19 protein-coding genes, 1 tRNA gene, 1 pseudogene and 1 riboswitch are annotated in these 25373 nt (G+C 32.5%); of the genes and pseudogenes, 17 read left to right on the top strand and 4 right to left on the bottom strand.

What is annotated here, in order from left to right; all coding sequences use genetic code 11:
• Positions 1-4: 4 nt before the first annotated feature.
• From B9N53_RS04965 to metK, 8 genes are all read left to right on the top strand, one after another.
• Positions 5-1381 carry a V-type ATP synthase subunit B gene (locus B9N53_RS04965; RefSeq protein ID WP_002839961.1) on the top strand — a complete coding sequence of 459 codons (1377 nt, stop codon included), beginning with the start codon at positions 5-7 and terminating at the stop codon, positions 1379-1381.
• Positions 1382-1385: 4 nt separating this feature from the next.
• On the top strand, positions 1386-2003 hold the full coding sequence (locus tag B9N53_RS04960) for a V-type ATP synthase subunit D (RefSeq protein ID WP_094203944.1): 618 nt from the start codon (positions 1386-1388) through the stop codon (positions 2001-2003).
• An 85-nt stretch (positions 2004-2088) separates the two neighbouring features.
• Entirely contained in the window at positions 2089-2442 is a 354-nt protein-coding gene (locus B9N53_RS04955; protein WP_094203943.1) for a hypothetical protein, read from the top strand.
• Positions 2443-2523: 81 nt separating this feature from the next.
• Entirely contained in the window at positions 2524-4260 is a 1737-nt protein-coding gene (gene pepF / locus B9N53_RS04950; RefSeq protein WP_094203942.1) for an oligoendopeptidase F, read from the top strand.
• A gap of 11 nt (positions 4261-4271) precedes the next feature.
• Entirely contained in the window at positions 4272-4643 is a 372-nt protein-coding gene (locus B9N53_RS04945; RefSeq protein WP_094203941.1) for a VOC family protein, read from the top strand.
• A gap of 1 nt (position 4644) precedes the next feature.
• Positions 4645-5559, top strand: a complete 915-nt coding sequence (locus tag B9N53_RS04940) for an ABC transporter ATP-binding protein (protein WP_094203940.1) — start codon at positions 4645-4647, stop codon at positions 5557-5559.
• Positions 5559-6767, top strand: coding sequence for an ABC transporter permease (locus tag B9N53_RS04935; RefSeq protein ID WP_094203939.1), 1209 nt, complete (start codon positions 5559-5561; stop codon positions 6765-6767). Before B9N53_RS04940 ends, B9N53_RS04935 begins: the two co-directional genes overlap by 1 nt.
• Before the next feature lie 57 nt (positions 6768-6824).
• Positions 6825-6920: riboswitch (SAM riboswitch) on the top strand.
• A 46-nt stretch (positions 6921-6966) separates the two neighbouring features.
• Positions 6967-8145 carry a methionine adenosyltransferase gene (gene metK, locus B9N53_RS04930; RefSeq protein WP_094203938.1) on the top strand — a complete coding sequence of 393 codons (1179 nt, stop codon included), beginning with the start codon at positions 6967-6969 and terminating at the stop codon, positions 8143-8145.
• Between the two features lie 111 nt (positions 8146-8256).
• Here the strand turns inward: metK and B9N53_RS09170 are convergent.
• A tRNA-Sec gene (locus tag B9N53_RS09170) sits at positions 8257-8353 on the bottom strand.
• A gap of 117 nt (positions 8354-8470) precedes the next feature.
• The gene (selB, locus tag B9N53_RS04925; RefSeq protein ID WP_094203937.1) at positions 8471-10348 is read right to left on the bottom strand and encodes a selenocysteine-specific translation elongation factor; all 1878 of its coding nucleotides are present in this window, start codon (positions 10346-10348) and stop codon (positions 8471-8473) included.
• Between the two features lie 367 nt (positions 10349-10715).
• Here selB and B9N53_RS04920 point away from each other — a divergent pair, with 367 nt between their 5' ends.
• The 5 genes and pseudogenes from B9N53_RS04920 to fdhF form a co-directional block, all read left to right on the top strand.
• Complete coding sequence (locus B9N53_RS04920) at positions 10716-11201, top strand: complex I 24 kDa subunit family protein (protein WP_094203936.1); 486 nt, start codon at positions 10716-10718, stop codon at positions 11199-11201.
• Positions 11202-11218: 17 nt separating this feature from the next.
• A complete protein-coding gene (locus B9N53_RS04915; protein WP_094203935.1) occupies positions 11219-13099 on the top strand; it encodes an NADH-quinone oxidoreductase subunit NuoF in 1881 nt (626 codons plus the stop codon).
• A 5-nt stretch (positions 13100-13104) separates the two neighbouring features.
• Positions 13105-14028, top strand: a complete 924-nt coding sequence (locus B9N53_RS04910; protein WP_094203934.1) for a 2Fe-2S iron-sulfur cluster-binding protein — start codon at positions 13105-13107, stop codon at positions 14026-14028.
• 32 nt (positions 14029-14060) lie between these two features.
• The gene (locus B9N53_RS04905; protein WP_094203933.1) at positions 14061-14516 is read left to right on the top strand and encodes a ferritin-like domain-containing protein; all 456 of its coding nucleotides are present in this window, start codon (positions 14061-14063) and stop codon (positions 14514-14516) included.
• Positions 14517-14523: 7 nt separating this feature from the next.
• Positions 14524-17214, top strand: a pseudogene (fdhF, locus tag B9N53_RS04900) (formate dehydrogenase subunit alpha); the annotation flags it as partial.
• A 147-nt stretch (positions 17215-17361) separates the two neighbouring features.
• Here the strand turns inward: fdhF and B9N53_RS04895 are convergent.
• Both B9N53_RS04895 and B9N53_RS04890 read right to left on the bottom strand, forming a co-directional pair.
• Positions 17362-18438, bottom strand: a complete 1077-nt coding sequence (locus B9N53_RS04895) for a pyridoxal phosphate-dependent aminotransferase (protein ID WP_094203931.1) — start codon at positions 18436-18438, stop codon at positions 17362-17364.
• A 10-nt stretch (positions 18439-18448) separates the two neighbouring features.
• Complete coding sequence (locus tag B9N53_RS04890) at positions 18449-19555, bottom strand: ribose-phosphate pyrophosphokinase (RefSeq protein WP_094203930.1); 1107 nt, start codon at positions 19553-19555, stop codon at positions 18449-18451.
• A gap of 116 nt (positions 19556-19671) precedes the next feature.
• On the opposite strand from B9N53_RS04890, the gene tadA reads away from it, so the two are divergent.
• The 4 genes from tadA to B9N53_RS04875 all read left to right on the top strand — a co-directional run bounded on the left by tadA (position 19672) and on the right by B9N53_RS04875 (position 25276).
• The gene (tadA, locus tag B9N53_RS04885; protein WP_094203929.1) at positions 19672-20139 is read left to right on the top strand and encodes a tRNA adenosine(34) deaminase TadA; all 468 of its coding nucleotides are present in this window, start codon (positions 19672-19674) and stop codon (positions 20137-20139) included.
• Positions 20117-20638: a radical SAM protein gene (locus B9N53_RS09315; RefSeq protein WP_242432404.1), complete on the top strand. Its 522-nt coding sequence runs from the start codon at positions 20117-20119 to the stop codon at positions 20636-20638. Before tadA ends, B9N53_RS09315 begins: the two co-directional genes overlap by 23 nt.
• A complete protein-coding gene (locus B9N53_RS09310; RefSeq protein ID WP_242432403.1) occupies positions 20610-20999 on the top strand; it encodes a hypothetical protein in 390 nt (129 codons plus the stop codon). Before B9N53_RS09315 ends, B9N53_RS09310 begins: the two co-directional genes overlap by 29 nt.
• A 71-nt stretch (positions 21000-21070) precedes the next feature.
• Positions 21071-25276 (top strand): acyl-CoA dehydratase activase-related protein, encoded by a 4206-nt coding sequence (locus B9N53_RS04875; RefSeq protein WP_094203928.1) that lies wholly within the window; start codon positions 21071-21073, stop codon positions 25274-25276.
• Positions 25277-25373 lie beyond the last annotated feature (97 nt).

Genomic DNA, 25373 nt, shown 5'->3' with positions numbered 1-25373 from the left:
TTTTATGATAAAAGAATACATTAAACTAAAAAAAGTTGAAAGTTCAATTATAGAAGTTGAAAATGTAAATGAAGCATCTTTTGGTGAAGTTGTCGAAGTAAAATCATCTGCATCAGATAAATCAATGGTCGGTAAAGTTGTAAATATAAACGACGATACTGTTACTATTCAAGTATTTGGTGACAGTACAGGAATGAGTACACAAAATACTAAAGTTAGATTTACACAAAGACCATTCGAAATAGCTTTGTCAGAAGATATTTTGGGAAGAAAATTCAACGGAATTGGTCAACCAATAGATGATGGAGGAGATATTTACGCAGCAAAACGCTACAACGTAAATGGACGTGCCATCAACCCAGTTTCCAGAGTTTATCCAAGGGATTTTATACAAACAGGAATTAGTTCAATAGATTGTTTGATGACTTTGATCAGGGGACAAAAACTTCCAGTATTTTCTGGATCTGGAATGAGCCACAATAGATTGGCTGCACAAATCGTTCGTCAAGCCAAAATCAAAGGTGCAAATGAAGATAACTTTGCAATTGTATTCGGAGCTATTGGTGTAAAACACGACGAAGCAAGATTTTTCGAAGATACTTTCAGACAATCCGGTGTATTGAATAATGTGTGTATGTTTGTAAATTACGCTGACGATTCAATAATGGAAAGAATTATAACTCCAAGAGCAGCTTTGACTGCAGCAGAATACTTGGCTTTCGAAAAAAATTATCACGTTTTGGTTATCATAACTGATTTGACAAGTTATGCAGAAGCTCTTCGTGAAGTTTCATCAAAAAGAGAAGAAGTTCCTTCCAGAAAGGGCTATCCAGGATATTTGTATTCTGATTTGGCGTCATTGTATGAAAGAGCTGGTATGATTAAAGATGCAGAAGGTTCTGTGACTTTGATTCCGATTTTGACAATGCCAAACGACGACATCACGCATCCTATTCCAGACTTAACAGGATATATCACCGAAGGACAAATAGTTTTGGAAAGAAGTTTGATGCAAAAAGACATTTATCCACCAATCAATGTTCTTCCATCATTATCCAGACTTATGAAAGATGGTATCGGTGAAGGATATACAAGAGAAGATCATCCGGATGTAAGTAGCCAATTATTTTCAAGTTATTCTCACGTTCAAGAAGTCAGAGATTTGGCACAAATTATCGGTGCTGATGATTTGAGTGAAGCAGATCAAAAATATTTGAAATTTGGAGACGAATTTGAAAATAGATTTGTAAAACAAGATTATTATGAAAACAGAGAAATCGAAGAAACATTGGATCTTGCGTGGGATTTATTGAAGATATTACCAGAAAACGAATTGGACAGATTATCACCAGAAATGATAAAACAACACATGAACAGGTGATTATATGGCAGTTTATAAGATGACTCCTACAAAGGGGAATTTAATAAAAGCTAAAAAGACTTTGGATTTTTCCAAAAAAGGTTACAATCTTTTGGATAAAAAAAGAACTGTTCTCATCAAAGAAATGATGGGGCTAATGAAAAAAGCACAAACGCTTCAAGATTCCATCGAAAAAGAGTTCGAAGAAGCTTACGCTCTTTTAACAGAAGCATCCATAACAGTTGGAACTGATAGACTTGAAGAAATTTCCCATTCGATTAGTCACGAAAAAGAATTCGATATAATTTACAAATCAGTAATGGGAGTTGAAGTTCCAAACATTGTATATCCAAAATCAAAAGCCGAAGCACAATATGGTTTCTTCAGAACAAATGCTTCATTCGATAGGGCTGTTCTCGCATTCAACAAAATTAGAGAAACTATCTACGAATTAGCTGAAATGGAAAATGCAGTGTACAAATTGGGTAAGGAAATCAAAAAAACTCAAAAACGTGCCAATGCGTTGGATAAAATACAAATTCCAAAATACGAACAATCCATCAAAGATACTGAAGATATCTTAGCTGAAAAAGAAAGAGAAGAATTCTTCAGATTGAAGATGGTCAAAAAGAAAAAGAAATAAATTTCGGTTGGGCAGATGGTTTGCCTGACCGATTTTTTTGTTATAGTATAGATATAACAAATCAATTTAAAGGAGAGATGAGAACTTGATAAAATTTTTAGCACAATGTATTTGGTGGCAAGATATTAGAAAACCTGAGAAAATTTCTGAAAATATTATAAGAATATTGTATATGGCATTGGAATTATTTATCAGCTGGTTGTTGATAATGTATTTGACAAATTTCAGCTTAAATAAAGTTGTTTATGTAATCTTATCTGCTTATGTAGTGTTATCTTTGTTGACATTCGGTGCTATTAAATCGTATGAGTTGGAAATATCTGAAGACAAACCTCTTTTATCTTGGGGATTTTGGATTTTGGGATGGCCACTATCTATAGTCGGGTTATTCTTTTTAGCTTTTAATAAAGAAAATATTTTGAAAAAAACTGAAAAATAATTTTAGGGAATTATAAAACGAATTCCTTTTTTGTTTGTGATTGATGTGTGTTTGGGGTATTATATAAAGAGAGGTGATTTTATGTGTAATTGGGATTTGTCCAAGATGTATAAGGACAAAAATGCAATCGAAAAAGATATTAAATTAGTTAACGAAAATATTAATAAAATTGATGAATTGAAGAAAAATGAAAAGGATAATTTCGTAGAAATATTGGATTTACTTTTCGAAACTGATAGAGTTATGGACAATTTGTACACTTACGCTTCAATGAAAAAAGATGAAAACAGCAAGGTTTCTGAAAGTGTCAAATTGGAATTGGAATTGTCATCATTATACAACAAGCTACAATCCAGATTTTCTTTTGTTGAGCCATTTGTTTTATCATTAAATTCTGATGAACAAGACAAACTTATCGAAGAAAATCCAAGTTATGAAATTTTCTTCAAGAAGATTTTGAGATTTAAGGAACACACTTTATCTGCAGAAGAAGAAAACATTATTTCTCTTATGAGTGAAGCTATGTCAAGTCCTCACAATGATTTCTACAGTTTGCAAAATACAGATATGGAATTTCCTTATGTAGAATCAATCGATGAAAAACTTACAAATGCTAATTTTGTTCCACTATTATCTAAGCTTCCACGTGAACAAAGAAAAGAAGTTTTCGAAAAATATTATGATGAATTAGCGAAGTACAACAATACTTTTGGATCCACTTTGTATGCAAATATCAAAAACTTGGTTATATTATCTAAAATCAAAAAATACGACAGTGCAAGACAAATGGAATTGTTCAACGATGATGTTGAAGAAGTTGTATACGATAATTTAATCGACATTGTGCACGAATATTTGCCATATTTGTACAAATACTACGATGCTAGAAAAAAATTGCTAGGATTAGATGAAAACCACATGTACGATGTTTATGTTCCATCTACAAAAGGTTTTGACCGTGAAATTCCATTTGAAGAAGCGAAAAAAATGGTTATAGAAGCTGTAAAACCAATGGGAGAAGAATATCAATCTATCATGAAGAAGGCTTTTGAAGAAAATTGGATTGATGTATATCCAAAAGATGGCAAGAAACCAGGCGCTTACAGTTGGGGATCTTACGATTCTTATCCATACATTTTATTAAACTACACAAATGATGTGGATTCTGTGTTCACTTTGATTCACGAATTGGGTCATTCAATTCACTCATATTATTCAAGAGCTAATAATGAGTTCAAATATGCAGGTTATACTATATTTGTTGCAGAAGTTGCAAGTACTTGTAACGAAATGTTGTTGTTGGATTATATGATTAAAAACGCTAAAAATGATGATGAAAAATTATACTTGTTAGATCATCATATCAACTCATTCAAATCAACAATTTTCAGACAAACTATGTTTGCAGAATTTGAAAGAGAAACTCACAAATTAGTTGAAGAGGAAAAGGCATTAACTGGAGAAGATTTCAATGAAATCTACCTTAACTTAAACAAAAAATACTTCGGAGATAGCGTTGTATCAGATGATTTGATTAAGTACGAATGGTCAAGAATTCCACATTTCTACACTAATTTCTATGTGTACAAGTATGCTACAGGTCTTAGTTCATCATCAATCTTGTCACAAAAGATTTTATCGGGAAATGAACAAGATTTGGAAAACTACAAGAATTTCTTAAAAGATGGTAATAAAAACTATCCTCTAGTACAACTTAAAAACGCTGGAGCAAACATCAAAGATAAAGAAGTTTTGAGAACTGCATTTGAAGTTTTTAAAGAAAAAGTATTAGAATTTGAAGAAATTGTCAATAAATAAAGGAGAAATTCATGAAATATAAATCATTACACACATGTATCAGAGTAACTAATTTGGAAAAATCAATCGAGTTTTATGAAAAAGCTTTAGGTATGGAAGTTACTAGCAAGAAAGATTTTCCGGAAGATGAATTCACACTTGTGTATATGACAAGTGATCACGATTACGAAATCGAATTGACTTACAACTATGGAAAAACAGATTATACTCATGGAGATTTCTACGGCCACATGGCTTTTGAAGTTGAAGATTTGAAAAAATCACATGAATATCACAAATCTTTAGGTTATGAAGTTGATGAACTAGGTGGACTTGAAGGTGTTGCAAAGTTTTATTTCATGAAAGATCCTGATGGATTTAACATCGAAATAATCGGTAAATAGTATGAATCTTGAGTTAAAACATGTGAACAAATCCTTTGGAGATAACAAAGTTTTAACCGATATTTCATTTAAAATTGAAAGCGGACGTGCTTTTGGGTTTTTGGGAAGAAATGGGGCCGGAAAAACTACAACTATGAGAATCATTACAGATGTTTTGAGTGCTGATAGTGGGCAAGTTTTGTTTAACGGCTCTCCCATTAACCACAATGAAGTTAATATCGGATATCTTCCAGAAGAAAGAGGGTTGTATTCTAACGAAAAAGTGTTCACGCAGTTGTATTATTTCGCCAGACTCAAAGGCACCGATAGGAGAAGTGCGCTTCAAAATGTCAGATATTGGCTTGACAGATTTGACCTTGCAAAATACAAGAATAGAAAATTGTCTACTTTATCAAAAGGTTTGAGACAAAAAGTTCAAATCATTTCCGCTCTTTTAAATGATCCAGATATTTTGGTTCTTGATGAGCCTTTTTCTGGACTTGACCCAATCAATGCTCACGAACTTAAATTAGCAGTGGGGGAATTCATACAAAACCAAAAAATTGTTATATTTTCAAGCCATTTGATGAGTTATGTAGAAGAATTCTGCAGGGATGTTTGCGTCATTGAAGAGGGAAGAATTATTTTGAATGGCGATTTGAATGAAATCAAAACTTCTATGGCTGAGAAGAAGATGCTACTTAATGCAAACAACATGGGAATTTGGGAATTGAAAGAATTGTTGGAAGCAGAAAACTTGATTTATCCAGATGCAGTTGTCAGAGAGTTCAAACTTTTGGTTAGACTTACTGAGAATGTAACGAAAGAGGATATATTGGAATTTATGATGCTTAATCAAATCGACATCAATTGTTTCAGCCAATATGAACCAAGTCTTCAAGATGTTTTCGTGTCAAAGGTTGGTGTTAGAGAATAATGAAAAAATTCAGTAGAGTATTTAATTTTGAATTTAACTCCATAATCAGACACAATTCGTATTTGATTGCTACATTGGTGATTACGGTATTGGTGTTTGCTTTGTCTTTCATGCCAAGATTTATGCCATCTATTTTCAACAACGCCAATGCAGGTGCAAACAAAAACGCAACCGTTGATATTAATGCGCTCACATTCAAAAACACTTGCATTTATTCGTCAAATAAGGATATTGACGTTGAATATTTAAAGACTATCATGGGACTTGAAAGTAAAGATGTGCTTACTTCTGAGGCTGATGTAAAAAAAGCTGTAGAAAATGGTGAATACAATATAGGATTTGTAGTAGAAAATCCGACTAAGTTCAATTCTTATATCAAAAACAAAGAATTTATGGACGATCATTCCGAAAGATTCACGAGAGCTTTGGAAAAATATAATTACGATAAAAGCTTGATAAATAATGGGGTAGATCCTGGAATAATTGAAAAAAATTCTAAGGCAAAGATAGATTTTACGGAAAAAGTTTTGAATAAAGACAGGTCACATTCATTTGTATTTTCCATAGTTTTTGTCATTCTTTTTGATTTGATGATACTGTTTTACGGAAGCGTTATGAGTAACAATATTTCAAGGGAAAAAAAGGATAAGACAATTGAGGTGCTTTTATCATCTGCAAAACCAAGTGTGTTTGTGTTTGGCAAACTATTAAGTTCAGCAGTTTTGGGAATAATCCAATACTTTATATTTATTATTGCGGGAATAGTCGGAATATTTTTCAATAAAAACTATTATCCAGAAGGCATATGGACGTTTTTCACAAATACTTTGAGTCTAAAATTCTTGTTGACTATACTTTTGTTTGTAGTATTTGGATTTGTTTTGTATTTGATATTGTTCCAAATTCTTGGACTTGCTGTAAAAAGAGCGGAAGAAGTTAACTTCCTAATAGTTCCAATATTTTTGGTATTGGTAGGATTGTTCTTCGTGATAATCAATTCGTTAGGAAAAGACAGCGATATTTTGATTAAAATATTATCGTTTGTGCCTTTTTCATCTGCAACTTTGATGCCAGTTAGATTTTTATTGAATGATGTGAAGCTATTGGAAATAGGAATATCATTTGGATTGATGCTTGTAGTGATAGTTTTATTGTTAATAAAAGCAATAAAAATGTATCGCAAAAGCGCAATGGAAAATATCGATTAAAACACTTGACAGAATATGCAAATAGTGTTAGTGTTATATTGTAACAATTAGATAATTATCTTATTAAGAGCAGTGGAGGGAATGGGCCCTATGAAACTCAGCAACCTATTAAATTAGGTGCTAAATCCCACAGGAAATCCTGAAAGATAAGTTTACACATCCTTACCTTTTCAGGTGAGGATTTTTTTATGGAGGTATTATGAAAAACATATTTTTAACATCTGAATCAGTTACTGAAGGTCACCCAGACAAAGTTTGTGACCAAATTTCTGATGCAATATTAGATGCAATAATTAAAGAAGACAAGGATGCAAGGGTTGCTTGTGAAACTTGTTCAACAACAGGACTTGTTATGGTAATGGGAGAAATTACTACAACAAGTTACGTGGACATCAGATCGATCGTCAGAAAAACTTTGGCTGAAATCGGCTATGATAATGCAGATTATGGTATTGATGCAAGAACTTGCGCAATCATTACTTCATTGGAAGAACAATCTTCAGACATCGCACAAGGTGTTGATGAATCGGAAGAATACAAGGGTAATAAATCTGATGAATACGATAGATACGGTGCAGGAGACCAAGGAATGGTATTCGGTTATGCAACTAATGAAACAGAATCAGGATTGCCATTACCATTGGAATTATCACACAAGTTAGCAAGAAGACTAGCAACTGTAAGAAAAGAAAAAATCTTAAATTATTTGAGACCAGATGGCAAGACACAAGTAACTGTTGAATACGAAAACGACGCTCCAAAAAGAATTGAAGCTATCGTTGTTTCAACACAACACGATCCAGATGTTGATTACGAACAATTAAAAGAAGACATCAAAAGAGAAGTTATCTTGAAAATCGTAGATGAATCTATGATTGACGAAAACACAAAATTCTTTATCAACCCAACAGGAAAATTCGTAATCGGTGGACCAATGGGAGATGCTGGACTTACAGGAAGAAAAATAATAGTAGATACTTATGGTGGATTCTGTAATCACGGTGGTGGAGCATTCAGTGGCAAAGACCCTACAAAAACTGATAGATCAGCAGCATATTTTGCAAGATATATCGCAAAAAATGTCGTAGCAGCTGGACTTTGCGACAAATGTGAAGTAGGTTTCTCTTATGCAATCGGAGTTGCAAAACCAATCAGTATGTTCATCAATACATTTGGAACAAATAAAATCGAAGAAGAAAAAATTATTCAAGCAATAAATGAAAACTTTGATGCAAGACCAAAAGCAATCATCGACAAATTGGATTTACAAAGACCTATTTACAGAGATGTTGCAAGCTACGGACATTTCGGACGTAATGATTTGGATTTATCATGGGAAAAATGTGATAAAGCAGAAGCCTTGAAGAAATATCTATAAAACAAAAAATCAGTGAATGTTAAAATATTTCAACACTCACTGATTTTTTTTAGTACTTTTTTAGTACTCCAAAAAAAATAGATAGCTAAATTTAGCTATCTAGAATATGTATGGCGGGAAATGGTAGGAATCGAACCTACCCGGGCAGCTCCTAACTACCTGAGACGGTTTTGAAGACCGCAGGGCACACCAGCACCCATCAATTCCCAAATACCTTAATATTATACCAAAAACAAAGTTAATTTACAAATTATTTTACAATCAATTCACAAAACTTTAATAAATATAATAGATTAGGGCAATGCATAAGCAAAGCCCAATTCTATTATTTAAAATCTTTTACTTTAACCCTGTCATTTTCAATTCTCTTAGTATAGCCTTTAATGTCCAATGTTTCTAGAAGAGTGATGGCACTTTTTCTTGACATATTGAGCATATCTTTGAGTTCTTTTACATTCAAAGTTTTGTTGTTATTGAAATGATCATCGACAGTTTTGATAAATTTGTCGTAACATTTTTTAGAAATCAAAAAGTTATCTCTTAAAATTACGACGTCCTTTTGCAATAAAATGCCTAAAATAGTCTTGTCTTTTTGGTTGTGAACAACATTGTCTATTTTCAATAATTTGTCGAATTGGTTTTGACAAATATCTTGAAGCATTTTCTTTCTGATTTTTTCATCTTCATCACTTAACTGAACTTTGTGACATTTAGATGATATTATACCACTTTCTTCCATCAAAACTTCTTGGTCGATTAAATCTTTAATCATGTAATTGAAGAATGGTCTATCGTCATCAAGTTGCAATTTTTTGAGAAGCTCTTCTTTGTTAACTCCAGGTAACAAAGGATTTGTTTTGTGGAATGATATCACAAACATTTTTAATTTACCTAATAATTTTAAATAAGCTTCTTTTTCTAATACTTTATCATTTCTAATTACAACTGTATCTTCTTGTTTTAGTTCATCCAACTCTTTTAAAACTTTGTCCTTAGATTCAGAAGAATAGAATACCAAGTCATCTATTTTAGTAGGGAAAGTTTCATCTTGTAAATAATTTAGAATGATATCTTTGATTTTGCCTTCTTCTTTGATTTTAAGATTTTCAATGATTTCTTCATCAAATAACTTATGTTTTCTTACAGAACCATCTATTATAATACCGCCACCGATTGTAACTTGTGGTGAGAATTGTCTTAAAATAAATGGATCAGATGTTTTTGCATAAATTTTTTCTTCAAGTCTTATTTGAACCAAAGCTTGAGTTCCCGGTTGGATTACTTGTTTATCAAGAGGAACAACCCTTCCGAAAATCTCTTTTGTTCCGTGGAATAATCTAACTCTGTCCCAGTGGTTAAGAGGAGAGGCACTTTCAAGTAGCGTAAGTCTAACATCGATCATATTGAAAGCCTTCAATGAGTTTTTCTTAGCTATTACGTAACCTCTGTCTATTTCATCTAAATTAAGATTTATATTCAAAGCAACCCTTTGTGATGGGTGAGCGACGTTTACGTTTTTATTGTGAACTTGAATATTTTTAATGTTGATATCTTTTTCTATTGGATAAATAAAAGATTCTCCCTTGTGAATATCACCGTCCAATAAAGTTCCTGTTACAACTGTTCCAATTCCTTTTACATTGAATTTTCTGTCGATATTCATTCTGTAATCTCTTTCGGCGTGTTTTTGCTTTAAGTTCTTAGATTCAGAATCTATCATTTGAATTAAATTATCTATTCCTCTTCTCGAAATAGAATCTACTTCGCAAATAGGACAATTTTCAAGGAAAGTTCCTTTTACTAATTCTTTAACTTGCTCGATTGTTTTTTCAGTTTCTTCATCAGTTGCCAAGTCTCTTTTGGTTAAAACGACGATGCCTTCGGTTTTATTTAAAAATCTAAGTATATCCAAATGTTCAACAGTTTGTGGCATTACACCTTCCTTACTGTCTATACATAGAAGAATCATATCCATTCCAAAAGTACCAGTCATCATATTTTTTACAAATTTTTCGTGACCTGGCACGTCAATTATTCCAGCTCGTTGACCACTTGGAAGATCAAAATAGCTAAAACCTAAATCGATAGAAATTCCTCTCTTTTTTTCTTCCGGTAGTCTATCAGTGCTATTTCCGGTTAAAGCTTTTATTAATGTAGTTTTTCCATGATCAATATGGCCAGATGTACCTATAATAAAATCCATATAACCTCCAATTAATTTACTAATGTATATTATACCATATTTCGTTATTTTTTATAAAACATAAGGAAATTATTTTCATAAATTTTTGTTAAAACAGTTTAATTTAACTAAATGAAGTAAAATAAACACAAACATATCAATTACTTTATCAATATAACAAAGTTAATTATCCGTATAATACATTATAAGGAATATATATTCAATAAAAGTGAGGGAATATGATACTATTTAAAATGATAATGAATATTAATGTGATTTTTCAACATAATACTAATTTACTTTAGGCAATATAAGTGGTATAATTAAAAATATAAAAGAAAAAATAATTTTGATAACACAAGGAAAACAATTTTATAGGAGGATTTTAATGAGTTTTACATTTGACTTAAAAGAACATGCTTCTCAAGTCGAAGAATTTCGAGAATTTGTAAGAAGTAAAAAGGATATTAAAGGTCCTTTGATGCCCGTTCTACAACGTGCACAAGATGAATTTGGTTATTTGCCTAAGGAAATTATTACAATGATTTCTAAAATATTAGACATTCCTTTGTCAGAAATTTACGGTGTTATAACTTTTTATGCACAATTTTCTTTGATTCCAAAAGGAAAATATGATATTCAAGTTTGCGAAGGAACTGCTTGTTATGTAAAAGGAGCTCAAAGAGTTTCTGAAAAACTACAAGAGATTTTGAAGATTCCTGCAGGTAGTACTACCGAAGATCAAAAATTTTCCATCACACCATGTAGATGTGTTGGTTTGTGCGCATTAGCTCCAGTTATTGTTATTAATGGAGATGTGTATGGTAAGGTAGATGTTAATAAGCTAGAATCTATAGTTAGTAAATATAATTAATTATTAGGGGATTTGTTATGAATATTGAAAAACTTAATGAGATAAGAGATGAGTTTGCAAAGAATATCAAAATGCGTGAACTCGTAAAGGATAAAATTTATGTTGAACATACTAATCCAAAAGAAAAACAAATAGTTGTGTGTGGTGGAGCTGGTTGTGAAGCTACAGGCGCTAAATCTTTGATTGATGAGTTTAACAAATATATAGAAGAAGAAAAAATTGAAAACGTAGTGGTTGTTCCAGTAGGATGTATCGGACTTTGCGAAACTGGTCCTAACGTTGTTGTATATCCTGAAGGAATTTTCTACACAAGAGTTAAATTATCAGATGTTAAGAGCATTGTCGACAAATCAATAGTAAATGATGAAGTTGATGAAGATGTCGTTTACGAAAATGCAAAACAAGATGATAAAATTTTGAAATACAATTCAGTTGATTTCTACGATAAACAATTTAAGATAGCTTTAAGAAATGTAGAAAAAATTCAATTAGAATCTTTGAACGAATATATTGGTGCAGATGGTTATCAAGCTTTACATAAAGCCATTTTTGATTTAGACCAAAAAGAAATAATTGAAGAAATGAAGAAATCAGGATTGAGAGGTCGTGGAGGAGCAGGTTTCCCTACAGGAAGAAAATGGGAATCAGCTTATAAAGTAGAAAATAATCAAAAATATGTTATCTGTAACGCAGACGAAGGAGACCCTGGTGCTTTCATGGACAGAGCAATCCTTGAAGGAGATCCTCATTCAGTATTAGAAGGTATGGCTATTTGTGGTAGAGCTATAGGTGCTAATCAAGGTTTTATATACGTAAGAGCAGAATATCCAATTGCAGTTAAGAGATTGAGAATTGCAATTCAACAAGCAAAAGAAATGAATCTTTTAGGAAACAACATTTTTGGTTCTGATTTCTCATTTGATATCGAATTGAGATTGGGTTCTGGAGCTTTCGTATGTGGTGAAGGTACTGCATTGATGGAATCTATCGAAGGTAGACGTGGAATGCCTCGTACTAAAATATTCAGAACTGCTGAAAGAGGATTGTGGGATAAGCCAACTATTATCAACAACGTTGAAACATTTGCTAATGTTCCAGCAATTATGTACAAAGGCGCAGATTGGTTTACAAGTTATGGTACAGAAGGTTCTCCAGGAACTAAAGTATTCGCTTTAGGTGGTAAAGTTGTAAACACTGGTTTGGTAGAAGTTCCAATGGGATCTACTTTAAGAGAAATCATTTTTGACATCGGCGGTGGAATTAAAGACGGCAAGAAGTTCAAAGCTGTTCAAACAGGTGGACCATCTGGTGGATGTATTCCGGAAGAATTCTTGGATACTCCGGTTGATTTTGAATCATTGGCAAAAATCGGTTCAATTATGGGATCAGGCGGAATGATTGTCATGGATGAAGACGACTGTATGGTTGATATAGCTAGATTCTTCCTTGAATTCACTGTAGATGAATCTTGCGGTAAGTGTGTTCCATGTCGTGAAGGTACTAAGAGAATGCTAGAAATCTTAGAAAAAATCACTTCAGGAAAAGGTGAAGATGGAGATATTGAAGCATTAGAAGATTTGTGTGACACTATTACTTCTGCATCACTTTGTGGTCTTGGACAAACAGCTCCAAATCCAGTTATCTCAACATTAAAATACTTCAGAAATGAATATGAAGCTCACATTTACGATAAGAAATGTCCTGCTCATGCATGTAAGGCACTTTTATCATACGAAATAACAGACAAGTGTATAGGTTGTACAAAATGTGCTAAAAATTGCCCTGTAAGTTGTATAGAAGGAGAAGTTAAGAAACAACACGTTATCGACAAATCTCAATGTATCAAATGTGGTAATTGCGAAACTGTATGTCCTGTTCACGCAGTAGTTAGGAGATAGATAGTATGATTACTGTAACTATTGATGGAAAAGTAATTCAAACTGATAAGCCTAAATTTATAATCGATCTAGCAAGAGAAAATGGAATTGATATTCCAAACTTATGTTACGATAAAAATTTGGATGTAGTGAGCGCTTGTAGGCTTTGTTTGGTTGAAGTTGAAGGAAGCAAGAAATTAATGACAGCTTGTTCAACTTTGGCAAAAGATAACATGGTCGTTCACACAAAAACTGATAGATTAATTAAACACAGACAAAGAATTCTTCAAATGTTGTTGGATTCTCATCCAAATGATTGCTTGACTTGTCAAAAATCCGGTGAATGTCAATTACAAAAATATTCTTATGAATACGGAGTAAAATTCAGAGAACATGACGGAGCAAGAAGAGAAAAATTAGTTGATGATTCTTCTCCATACATCATTAGAGATGATAGCAAGTGTATACTTTGCGGCAAGTGCGTAAGAACTTGTAATGTTATGGATGATAGAAAAATTCTTAATTTCTCAAATAGAGGTTACGAAACAAGAATTAACTTAGATATTAACGATACATTTGAATCTTCTTATTGTATATCTTGCAATAGATGCGTAGTAGCTTGTCCAGTAGGTGCATTGATGGATAAGAGAGCTATGAATTTAGGTAGAAAATGGGAGTTAGAAACTAAGAAAGTTCAATGCAAAGTTTGCGAATACGGATGTGAATTCGAAGTTTTGAGAAAAAATGGAAAGAATCTTGCATTGAGAGCATTAAGTCCAGAAAATGGCAGACCACTTTGTTTAAAGGGTAGATTAACTACAGAATTATTAAATGTGGATAATCCAAAACAACCTTACAAAAAGATTGATGGAGAATTTGTAGAAGCTAGTTGGAATAATGTGTTAGGTTTGGACAAGATTTTAGAAAAAATCGAAAAAATAGATAATTAAAATATAAATATAGAGAATGAATAGGTGAAATAATGAATAGAGAACAATTAATATCAATTATTGATGATGCTGTAAATAGAGAAGACGATTCATATACATTTTACAAAGATGCAGCTGAAAAAGCCGAAGATCCACAAACTAAAAGTCTTTTCGAAAGACTTAGCAAAGAAGAATTGAAACACAAAGATTACTTACAAAAATTCTTAGAAACTAAGGCTGAAACTATCAAAATTGATGATAGCGAAGATTATAATTTATCACAAGACATTGATAGACCAAGAATGACTACAGAAATGGACTTTAGAGATGCTATCAAATTAGCTATCAAAAGAGAAGAAGAGGCTATGCAATTGTATGCTGATATTGCAAATTCTTGCTTAGATAAAGCTGAACAAGATATTTTTGCTGGATTATCTAAAATGGAAAAATTGCATAAAACTGAACTAGAAGAAATATTTTTGAATGTAGGATTTAACGAAGTTTGGTAGGTGTAATATGTTAAATATAAATATTGATGGTATTGATGTTCAAGTTGAAGAAAATACCACTGTATTAGAAGCTGCGCATAAAGTTGGGATTGATATTCCGACATTGTGCCACGATAAATACCTGAGCGAATTTGGTGGTTGTAGAATGTGCTTAGTTGAGATAGAAGGATCCAGAAAACTTCAAACATCATGTTCTACTATGGTCAAAGACGGAATGGTTGTTAAGACAGAAACTGATCGTTTAGTAAAAACTAGACAAAATATACTTAAACTTTTGATGATGAATCACCCTAAAGATTGCTTAACTTGTTCGAAAGTTGGTAATTGTAGATTACAAGATTTGTGCTATAGATATGGTGTTAAAAATCCAGAAGTTTTAGGCAAATACGGCAATTACGACATAGAAGTTCAAAATCACGAAGTCGATGATACGAATCCATTGATTTTTAGAGATCAAAACAAATGTATTTTGTGTGGAAAATGCGTCAGAGTTTGTGAAGAAGTTCAATGTACACATACAGTAGATTTTAAAAATAGAGGATTTGATTCTTATATTTCTACAGCTTTTGATTTTCCTTTATCTAAGGAAAACTGTCGTATGTGTGGACAATGCATAAGCGTGTGTCCAACAGGTGCATTAATCAATAAACAATTAAAAGATACAAGACCTTGGGAAGTTGAAAAAGTTAAGACAACTTGTCCTTTCTGTGGAACAGGATGTCAATTCAACTTAATAGTAAAAAATGGAAAAGTTCAAGGTGTTGAACCATGTGATGGTTATGTAAATCAAAACGCACTTTGTATCAAAGGTCGTTTCCATACAGATATGATTCACTCAGATGAAAGATTGACTACTCCATTGATTAGAAAAAATGGAGAATTGGTTGAATGTAGCTGGGATGAAGCTATAGGTTATGTTGGAAATAAGTTAAGAGATATCAAGATGGAATTTGGTCCAGATTCAATAGCTGGTCTAAGTTCTGCTAGATGTACTAACGAAGATAACTTTGTATTCCAAAAAATGATGAGAGCAGCGATCGGAACAAACAACGTCGATCACTGCGCGAGAACCTGACACGCTCCAACAGTTGCAGGTCTTGCAGCTACATTAGGAAGTGGAGCTATGACAAACTCTATAGAAGAAATTCTGGGTGCAGAATTGTTGTTTGTTATAGGTTCTAATGCTACAGAAGCTCATCCTATTATTGGTAATAAGATGAAACAAGCTGTTAAAAAAGGAACTAAACTTATCGTTGTAGATCCAAGAAAAACTGGCTTGGCAGAAGAAGCGGATATTTGGTTGAGATTAAATCCAGGTACGGATGTATTCTTATTAAATGCTATGATGAAAGTTATCATAGAAGAAGGATTAGAAGCCAAAGATTATATTGAATCACGTGTTGAAAACTTTGAAGGCTTGAAGAAAACAGTTATGAAATACGATTTGGAAGAAGCTGAAAAAGTTACAGGTGTGGACAAAGAATTAATCAGACAAGCAGCTTTGTTGTATGCAAAGACTGAAAAGGCTGGTATATTCTACACACTTGGTATCACAGAACACACACATGGAACAGAAAATGTAATGAGCTTGGCAAATCTAGGAATGTTAACTGGACACGTTGGAATTGAATCTGGAGGAATCAACCCTATTAGAGGTCAAAACAACGTACAAGGAGCTTGTGATTTGGGTGCTTTGCCTAACACATATCCTGCTTATGCAAAAGTTACAGATCCAAAAGCTCGTGAATTTTTCGAAAGCGTATGGAAGACTCCATTGAGTCCAAATCTTGGATACCAAATTCCTGAAATGTTTAATCAAGCAGTTAAGGGAAATCTTAAAGCAATGTATATAATGGGAGAAGATCCTGTTTTATCAGATCCAGATGCAAATCACGTTAAGAGAGCTTTGAACAATTTAGATTTGTTAGTAGTTCAAGATATATTTATGTCTGACACAGCAAAACTTGCGGATGTTGTATTCCCAGCAACTTGCTATGCAGAAAAAGATGGAACATTTACAAATACTGAAAGAAGAGTTCAAAGAGTTAGAAAAGCTGTTGCTCCTCCGGGACAAGCTAGAAATGACTGGTCAATTTTGTGTGATGTAAGTAAAATCATAAACCCAAATGTATTCTTTGGTTATGAAACAAGTGAAGATGTATTTGAAGAAATGAGAGTAACTATGCCAAGTTACAGAGGAATGACTTATGAAAGAATCGACAATGTTGGTTTACAATGGCCATGTCCTACAACATCTCATCCTGGTACAAAATACTTGCACAAAGGAATATTTGCAAGAGGTCAAGGTCAAATGATGGAAATAGAATACAGACCATCAGAAGAATTGCCAGATGATGATTATCCAATGATTTTAAGTACAGGAAGAATGTTGTATCATTACAATATAACTACGAGATACTCAAAAGATTTGGATGGAGTAAGTCCTTACGAACTTGCAGAAATCAATCCAGTGGATGCAGAAAGATTAGGAGTGAAAGATTTGGATACTATCAGAGTTACATCCAGAAGAGGAAGTATCGTAACTCGTGTTGTAGTAACTGACAGAGTATTACCTAACATGATATTCATGACATTCCACTACAGAGAATCTCCAGTAAACGAAGTGACATCAAATCACTACGATCCAATCACGGGAACTGGTGAGTATAAAGTGTGTGCAATTCATGTTGAAAAAGTTGATTTGCATCCAGATCATGAGGATACAATTCAAAGATTTGTTAACATGGCAACTTTATTATCAGACGAACACAAAAAAGATAAAAAAGTAATATAAACAAACAAAAAAGATCTCAGATTTTAAAATCTGGGATCTTTTAAATTGCGATTATTTTAAAATATCTTCAATTAATTTTAACAATTTGTCGTTTGATTGTTCATCCAAAATACAAAATCTAAAAAAGTATTCATTCAAATTATTAAATGATGCACAGTCTCTTATGATAAGAGCATGAGGAATTAATTTTTCTCTTAATTCATGTGCAGTTATTTTTTTGTCCAAAATTTCGCATAAAACGAAATTCGATTTTGAAGGATAAACTTTCAAGCAATCAATTTTTTCTAAAGTAGATATCATTTTTTCTTTTTCACGATTGATAAATTCGAACACTTTTGTGTGGTAGTCGATATCTGTGAACATCTCGCCTCCAAGAATGTCGGCAAATATATTTATGTTCCACAAATTGGTGTGTTTATTTATATCATCGTAAAGTTTTTTATTTCCAGTTATTCCGTAACCCAATCTTATTCCAGCAGCTGCGAAAAACTTCGATGTAGAACGTATAACAAGTAGGTTATCACATGTTTCAGTTAAATTAACTGCAGAATACATGTCTACATCTGAAAACTCAACATACGTTTCATCTATCATAAAATAGCAATTGCTTGATTTGATAAGCTCTTCAAGTTTTCCGTTTTCGATAGCATATCCTGTTGGATTATTAGGATTGGTTAATATTACAAGACTTACGTCGTTTTCTTTTATCATTCTCGATAATTTCTCACAATCTATCGCAAAATCATTTGATTTGTCCAAATCGTAAGAAATTATATTGGAGTTAATTTTGTTGAGTTCTCTTTCATACTCCGAATAACTAGGGTTGAATATTATTGCATTTTTTGGATTGATTAGAGATATAAATGATGAAATCAAATTAGTGCTACCAGATGTAAGCAAGATTTTGTCTCTTGATACATTGGTGTATTTTTCAATAGATGATAGTAATTGATCGTAATTTGGGTCAGGGTACACTCCGACTTTATTAAGATTTTTTTCAAGCTTAGTCATCGCTTTGGGACTTGGACCCAAAGGATTGACGTTTGAACTGAAATCCTTGATTTCATCTATATTAAATCCGTATTCTTTTTGAATTTCAAAAAGATTTGCTCCATGAGATGATTTCATTATTTTCTCCTTATAAAATATTAATACCTCTTGTTTTATCTAACAAAATTGAGATGGATTCTTCTCTGTTGATGTGGTGAATAAATTCGCTCATCAATTCGCTCATATCTACAGCGTGGAACCATTCTTTGTTTTTGATTGATTCTGGTACGTATGTTAAATTTGTAGAATAAACTCCGTCGATGTAGCCTTCTTTATTCATTTGGTCGAATTTGTCAGGACCTTCAGTAAACAAAGCGAAACTTACTGCACAGAATATTCTGTTTGCGTTTTGTTTTTTCAATTGTTTTGCAATATCGATAACAGATCCGCCTGAAGCAATCATATCGTCTACGATTAATATGTCTTTGCCTTCTACTTCGCGTCCGATGTATTTGTGCTCAATAATAGGATTCTTACCGTCGACTACTTTAGTGTAATCACGTCTTTTGTAGAATAATCCTATGTCTTGTTTTAAAATATTTGAGTAGTAAATTGCTCTATCCATTGCGCCAGTATCCGGTGAAATAATAATCATGTTTTTCTTGTCTAATTCATCAGTTGTTATATTTTCTTTTTCTAAGAAGTGAGTAACTATTTCTGCTGTAGGATAGATGTTTTCAAATGTCATCAATGGGATTGCGTTTTGTACGTTTGGATCGTGCACATCAAATGTGTAAATTCCATCTACTCCCATGTCTTCTAATTCTTGAAGTGCCATTGCACAATCAAGTGATTCTCTGGATTTACGTCTGTGTTGACGTGATGAATATAAAAGAGGCATCATTACATTGATACGTGAAGCTTTTCCATTAATTGCGGAGATAACTCTTTTGATATCTTGGAAGTGTTCATCTGGACCAATTATAGTTTGTTCGCCAAACATATTGTACTTTAATCCATAGTTTCCAACGTCTGATATGATTAAAATATCACGACCTCTAACTGATTCATCGATTGTAACTTTTCCTTCACCGTTACTAAATCTGGATTCTGTTATCTTTAACAAATAACTTTCTGTTGCACCGTTTTTTTTCATTAAAAGTTCGTCAACTTCTTTTGCCAAACCTTCAATGTTTTTCATTGCTATGATTCCAAGTTCTCCGTATGGAAACTCTTCAAATTTTGATTCTGACATAAGTCCTCCTTAAATACTACATTATATATAAAGAATATCACAAACAATTTACGTATTCAAATTTAAATAACACAAACTATTTGATATAATCGGATAGGAAAGGTGTTTTATAATTTATGGAAAATAATGATGAAAAATTCATGATGAAAGCTATAGAACAAGCTAAGATTGCTTATGATATGGATGAGGTTCCTGTAGGCTGTGTTATTGTAAAAGATGGCGAAATAATTGCTCAGGCTTATAACAGTGTGGAAAAAGACAATAATGCGACAATGCATGCAGAACTAAAAGCTATCAATCAAGCTACAGAAGTTATCGGTAATTTTAGGCTTGACGATTGCACTATGTATGTGACATTGGAGCCTTGCGTGATGTGCACAGGCGCTTTGGTGTATTCAAGAATACCAAAAGTTGTGTTCGGAGCTTTTGACAAAAAAAGAGGAGCTTGTGGGTCTTTGATTTCATTAAATGATTACGAAGGACTCAATCATAAAATAGAAGTAAAAAGTATTATGGAAAAAGAGTGTGTCGAATTGATGCAGAGTTTTTTCAGGAGGATTCGTGAAAAAAATAGAAATAAATAGATTAAGTGATTATTTGAAAAAAACATACGGTACGAAAGTTTACAAATTACCGTTAGATGGTGGATTCAGTTGTCCTAATAGAAAAAATTCTAACGGTTGTATTTTCTGTTCTGAAAGTGGTTCTGGTGAATTTACTTTTAATGAGTATTCAATCAAAGATCAGGTCGAATTGCAAATTAAAAGATTATCTGAAAAGAAAAAAGCTGACAAATTTATTGCGTATTTTCAATCGTTTACCAATACTTATAAGCCTGTAAATGAACTTAGGAAAATTTACTCAGATGCTATAGATAACGAAAATATACTTGTGCTTGATATCGCAACAAGAGGAGACTGTTTGGATGATGAGAAGATAAAATTATTGAGCGAAATCAACAAAAAGGTTGATATTTGGGTTGAAATGGGACTTCAATCTACAAAAAAGTCTACAATAGAATTAATCAATCGAGCTTACAGCAATGAAGTTTATTTTGATATGGCAAAAAAAACTAATGGATAATGGAATAAAAGTAATATCACATGTAATTGCTGGACTTCCTCATGAAAGTGAAGATGATTTCTTGGAAAGTGTGTACCAAACACAAAAACACGATATTTGGGGAATCAAAATTCATTCGTTATATATACAAACAGATTCAAGATTGTACGATTATTATCTACAAAACAAATTCAAAATTTTGATGATGAATGAGTACACTGATTGGGTCGTAGATAGTTTCAAAATTTTAAACGAGGATACAGTTGTGCATAGAATGACTGGAGATGCTTACAAGCCGAAACTTTATCTGCCTAAATGGTCTTGTGATAAACTGAAAGTAATTTCTGAGATAAATAGTAAAATTAAAACATACAATACATAAAAAAATTTATTGAAGTTTTTGTGCTTTTGAAATATACTTACTTAGTATAGGAATATGGAGGGATTAACACAATGAAAATCCACATGGGATTAGATGTAGGTTCAACAACTGTCAAACTTGTCATTATAAATGAAAACTACGAAATTTTATTTCAAGAATACACTAGACATCGTTCTGACATAGAAGAAACTACCAAAAATGTTCTTAAACAAGCATACGATTCACATCCAGAGTTCAAAAACAGCGATTGTACAATCATGGTCACTGGAAGTGGCGGAATGTATGTTGAAGATAATTTGAGTATCGAATTTATACAAGAAGTTGTGGCTGGGACTACAGCTATAAAAAAATATATCCCTAATGCCGATGTATGCATTGAGCTTGGGGGAGAAGACAGTAAGATAACTTATTTAAAAGGAAACGTAGAACAAAGAATGAACTCCATCTGCGCAGGTGGAACTGGAGCATTCATCGACCAAATGGCAGCTTTGTTAAAGACAGATGCTTCTGGTCTTAACGAATTAGCAAAAGATTACAAAAAAATATTTTCGATTGCAAGTAGATGCGGAGTGTACGCAAAAACTGATATTCAAGCCTTGATCAACCAAGGTGCAACAAAAGAAGACATGGCAGTGAGTGTATTCCAATCTGTTGTCAATCAAACAATATCAAATCTTGCTTGTGGAAGACCTATTGAAGGGAACATCGTATTTTTGGGTGGACCACTTTATTTCTTATCAGAATTAAGAAATAGATTCATCACGACATTAGATGACGGTGTGAATACATTCTACAGCCCTGAAAATGCGCAAGTATTTGTAGCATTGGGAGCGGCTATTGCATCAATGGATGAAGAAGTTGTGAAGTATGAAGATTTGTTAAACAGATCTTATGACAAAAAGCAAGAAATTGATGATGAATTAATACTCGAGCCACTATTTAAAAATGAGAATGAAAAAGAAGAATTTTACGAAAATCACAAAAAATCTAACGTAAAATTCAAAAATCTTGACGAAGTACAAGGAAACTTGTATTTGGGAATTGATGCGGGTTCAACTACTAGTAAAATTGTAGTAATTGATGAAGATTGCAACATTGTTTACGATTTTTATGCAAATAACCAAGGTAATCCACTTGATTTAGTCAAGGAACAATTATCTGTAATTTATTCTAAACTAAATGATAATCAAAAAATTGCAAGTAGTGGTATAACAGGTTATGGTGAAGATTTTATAAAACAAGCTTTGTCGGTAGATTTTGGCGAAGTAGAGACAATAGCGCATTTGACTGCTGCTAGATACTTTGATCCAGATGTTGATTTTGTTTTGGATATTGGCGGTCAAGACATGAAAGCTATGCATGTAAATGATGGAATAATTGATTCTATTCAATTAAACGAAGCATGTTCTTCTGGATGTGGATCATTTATTGAAACATTTGCTCATAGTTTGAATTTATCTGTACAAGAATTTCAACAAAAAGCACTTGAATCAGAAAATCCTGTAGATTTAGGTTCAAGATGTACAGTTTTTATGAATTCAAAAGTAAAACAAGCACAAAAAGAAGGCGCCAGTGTAAGCGATATTGCAGCAGGTTTGTGTTATTCAGTAATCAAAAACGCAATCCAAAAAGTTATTAAACTTAGAGATCCATCAAAATTAGGAGAACACATTGTAGTTCAAGGTGGTACATTCTACGGTGATGCGATTTTAAGAGCTTTCGAAAAAATCACAGGTAAGGTTCCTACAAGACCAAATATTTCAGGGCTTATGGGAGCTATGGGAATGGCGTTGATTGCAAAAGAAAAATCAACAGGGTATTCTACGATTTTATCTGAAGACGAACTTGAAAAATTTGAATACACTCAAGAACAAGCAGAATGTAAATACTGTTCTAACCATTGCAAATTAACTATAAACAAATTTGCAAATGGCAAAAAGTTTGTAACTGGAAATAGATGCGAAAGAGGAGCTGGAATTAGTCTAGATAAAAAGGACAAGCTTCCAAATATGTACGACTATAAAAACAAAAGATTATTTGGATATAAGAGCATTTCAGAAGATAAAGCAAGAGCAACTGTAGGACTTCCTAGAGTTTTGAATATGTATGAAAATTATCCTTTCTGGCATACATTCTTCACGAATTTAGGATACAGAGTTGTATTGTCCTCAAAATCATCAAGAGAAATTTATGAAAAAGGAATTTCTTCGATTACAAGTGAAACATGTTGTTATCCTGCAAAATTAGTTCACGGTCACATTGAAGATTTATTAGAAAAAAATGTCGATATGATATTCTATCCTTCGGTATTTTTTGAAAAACAAGAATACGATAAGGCGAATAATCACATTAACTGTCCAGTAGTTACTGGATATCCGGAAGTTATAAAAAATAATGTAGATGGATTGAAAAACACGAAGTATTTTAACCCATTTATATCATTCCAAGATAAAAATAAATTAAAGACAAGACTTATCGACGAATTAAAAGAGCTAGGACTTTCTGATAAGGACATTTCTAACAGCGTTGATAGAGCATGGGATGAACTTGAAAAATACAGAAAAGATGTAAAGGTTGAAGGAAAGAAAGCTTTGTCCAAAATTCGTGAAATGGGCAAAAAAGCAATTGTGTTAGCTGGTAGACCATATCATATCGATTCAGAAATCAATCACGGAATCCCTGAGCTTATCACTTCATTAGGTCTAGGAGTTTTGTCAGAAGATTCTATAATTGATTACGATGACGATGTAGATAGCGATTTGAGAGTATTGGATCAATGGGTTTATCACTCAAGACTTTACAGAGCAGCAGAAATTGTTGGAAACAGCGAAGATTTGGAAATGGTTCAACTAAATTCATTTGGTTGCGGAATTGATGCTGTAACTACAGACCAAGTTAATGAAATTTTGTCTGCAAAAGGAAAAATATATACTGTTTTAAAAATTGACGAAATAAGCAATTTGGGAGCTGTTAAAATTAGAATAAGATCATTGATACAAGCGCTTGAAAAGAAAAACTTCGTTCCAAATGTGAAAAAATCATATCACGTCGAAAAAGTTGAATTCACTAAAAAAATGAAAGAAGAATACACGATTCTAGCACCACAAATGGCGCCAGATCACTTTGAGATAATGGAATCATTATTTAAAGATAATGGCTACAAGGTGGAATTTTTGAAAGATGTTAATTCAAAAGTAATCGATGAAGGATTAAAATATGTAAACAACGACGCTTGTTATCCATCTATAACTGTTGTTGGACAAATGATGGAAGCTATAAATTCTGGTAGATATGACACTGACAAACTAGCTTTATTAATGAGTCAAACTGGTGGAGCGTGCAGAGCAAGTAACTATGTTGGATTCATAAGAAAAGCGTTAAAAGAAGCAGGATACGAAAATATTCCTGTAATTGCTATTTCTTGGCAAAATATCGAAACAAACGAAGGATTTAATCTTTCACCATTAGTATTACAAAAAATGATTGTTGCAGTATTATATGGGGACTTGATAATGAGATTATCAAACTTCACAAGAGCCTATGAAAAGGAAAAAGAAACTGATACTTTAAAACAAAAATGGATTGAAGAATGTCAAAAGCGAGTTTTGAAATCAAGTTCAAAACTATTTAGACAAACTGTCGATGAAATTATTGAAGATTTCTCAAAAATAGAATTATTGGATATACAAAAACCAAAAGTTGGTATTGTCGGAGAAATTCTCGTAAAATATCTTCCTCAAGCTAATAATAATTTGCAAGATTTATTGGAAAAAGAAGGCTGTGAAGTTGTAATGCCTGATTTGACTGATTTTGTACTTTATTGTTTGAGAAATGAATACCATAAAGGAAACTTCTTATCCAAATCCAAATTCACAGGATTTATGTGTAACATGGGAGTAAATTTGATTGAACATTATAGAAAATACATCAGAAATCAATTAATCAAATCGAAGTTTACTCATCTACTTAAGATACAAGAATTAGAAGATTATGCACAAGAAGTTGTATCGCTTGGAAATCAATACGGTGAAGGTTGGTTGTTGACTGCGGAAATGATAGAATTAATTCATATCAATGCTAACAACATTGTATGTATTCAACCATTTGGTTGTCTTCCTAACCATATCACAGGAAAAGGCGTTATTAAGAGAATTAGACAATTGTATCCACAAGCAAACATAATTCCAATTGACTACGATCCTGGTGCAAGTGAAGTAAATCAAATTAACAGAATCAAGCTTATGCTTTCACAAGCAAAAGAGAAAATTAATAATTAAAACTTACAAAAAATCAAAATTAGTGTAAATTTTCATTGTTTTTGATATAATTAAATAAGTGTTATGACAAAGCACCGGTAAATCCGAGTGCTTTGTT

The sequence above is a fragment of the Finegoldia magna genome, from assembly GCF_002243175.1.
In the GTDB taxonomy this organism is placed as follows: domain Bacteria; phylum Bacillota; class Clostridia; order Tissierellales; family Peptoniphilaceae; genus Finegoldia; species Finegoldia magna_J.
The sequence above is the reverse complement of the archived record's forward strand: the minus strand, read 5'-3'. Positions and strand labels throughout refer to the sequence as shown.

Excerpts from the sequence above, each read along its gene's own strand:
- B9N53_RS04965 (WP_002839961.1), top strand. The coding sequence starts at position 5 with ATGATAAAAGAATACATTAAACTAAAAAAAGTTGAAAGTTCAATTATA.
- B9N53_RS04960 (WP_094203944.1), top strand. The coding sequence starts at position 1,386 with ATGGCAGTTTATAAGATGACTCCTACAAAGGGGAATTTAATAAAAGCT.
- pepF (WP_094203942.1), top strand. The coding sequence starts at position 2,524 with ATGTGTAATTGGGATTTGTCCAAGATGTATAAGGACAAAAATGCAATC.
- B9N53_RS04945 (WP_094203941.1), top strand. The coding sequence starts at position 4,272 with ATGAAATATAAATCATTACACACATGTATCAGAGTAACTAATTTGGAA.
- B9N53_RS04940 (WP_094203940.1), top strand. The coding sequence starts at position 4,645 with ATGAATCTTGAGTTAAAACATGTGAACAAATCCTTTGGAGATAACAAA.
- B9N53_RS04935 (WP_094203939.1), top strand. The coding sequence starts at position 5,559 with ATGAAAAAATTCAGTAGAGTATTTAATTTTGAATTTAACTCCATAATC.
- metK (WP_094203938.1), top strand. The coding sequence starts at position 6,967 with ATGAAAAACATATTTTTAACATCTGAATCAGTTACTGAAGGTCACCCA.
- selB (WP_094203937.1), bottom strand. The coding sequence starts at position 10,348 with ATGGATTTTATTATAGGTACATCTGGCCATATTGATCATGGAAAAACT.
- B9N53_RS04920 (WP_094203936.1), top strand. The coding sequence starts at position 10,716 with ATGAGTTTTACATTTGACTTAAAAGAACATGCTTCTCAAGTCGAAGAA.
- B9N53_RS04915 (WP_094203935.1), top strand. The coding sequence starts at position 11,219 with ATGAATATTGAAAAACTTAATGAGATAAGAGATGAGTTTGCAAAGAAT.
- B9N53_RS04910 (WP_094203934.1), top strand. The coding sequence starts at position 13,105 with ATGATTACTGTAACTATTGATGGAAAAGTAATTCAAACTGATAAGCCT.
- B9N53_RS04905 (WP_094203933.1), top strand. The coding sequence starts at position 14,061 with ATGAATAGAGAACAATTAATATCAATTATTGATGATGCTGTAAATAGA.
- B9N53_RS04895 (WP_094203931.1), bottom strand. The coding sequence starts at position 18,438 with ATGAAATCATCTCATGGAGCAAATCTTTTTGAAATTCAAAAAGAATAC.
- B9N53_RS04890 (WP_094203930.1), bottom strand. The coding sequence starts at position 19,555 with ATGTCAGAATCAAAATTTGAAGAGTTTCCATACGGAGAACTTGGAATC.
- tadA (WP_094203929.1), top strand. The coding sequence starts at position 19,672 with ATGGAAAATAATGATGAAAAATTCATGATGAAAGCTATAGAACAAGCT.
- B9N53_RS04875 (WP_094203928.1), top strand. The coding sequence starts at position 21,071 with ATGAAAATCCACATGGGATTAGATGTAGGTTCAACAACTGTCAAACTT.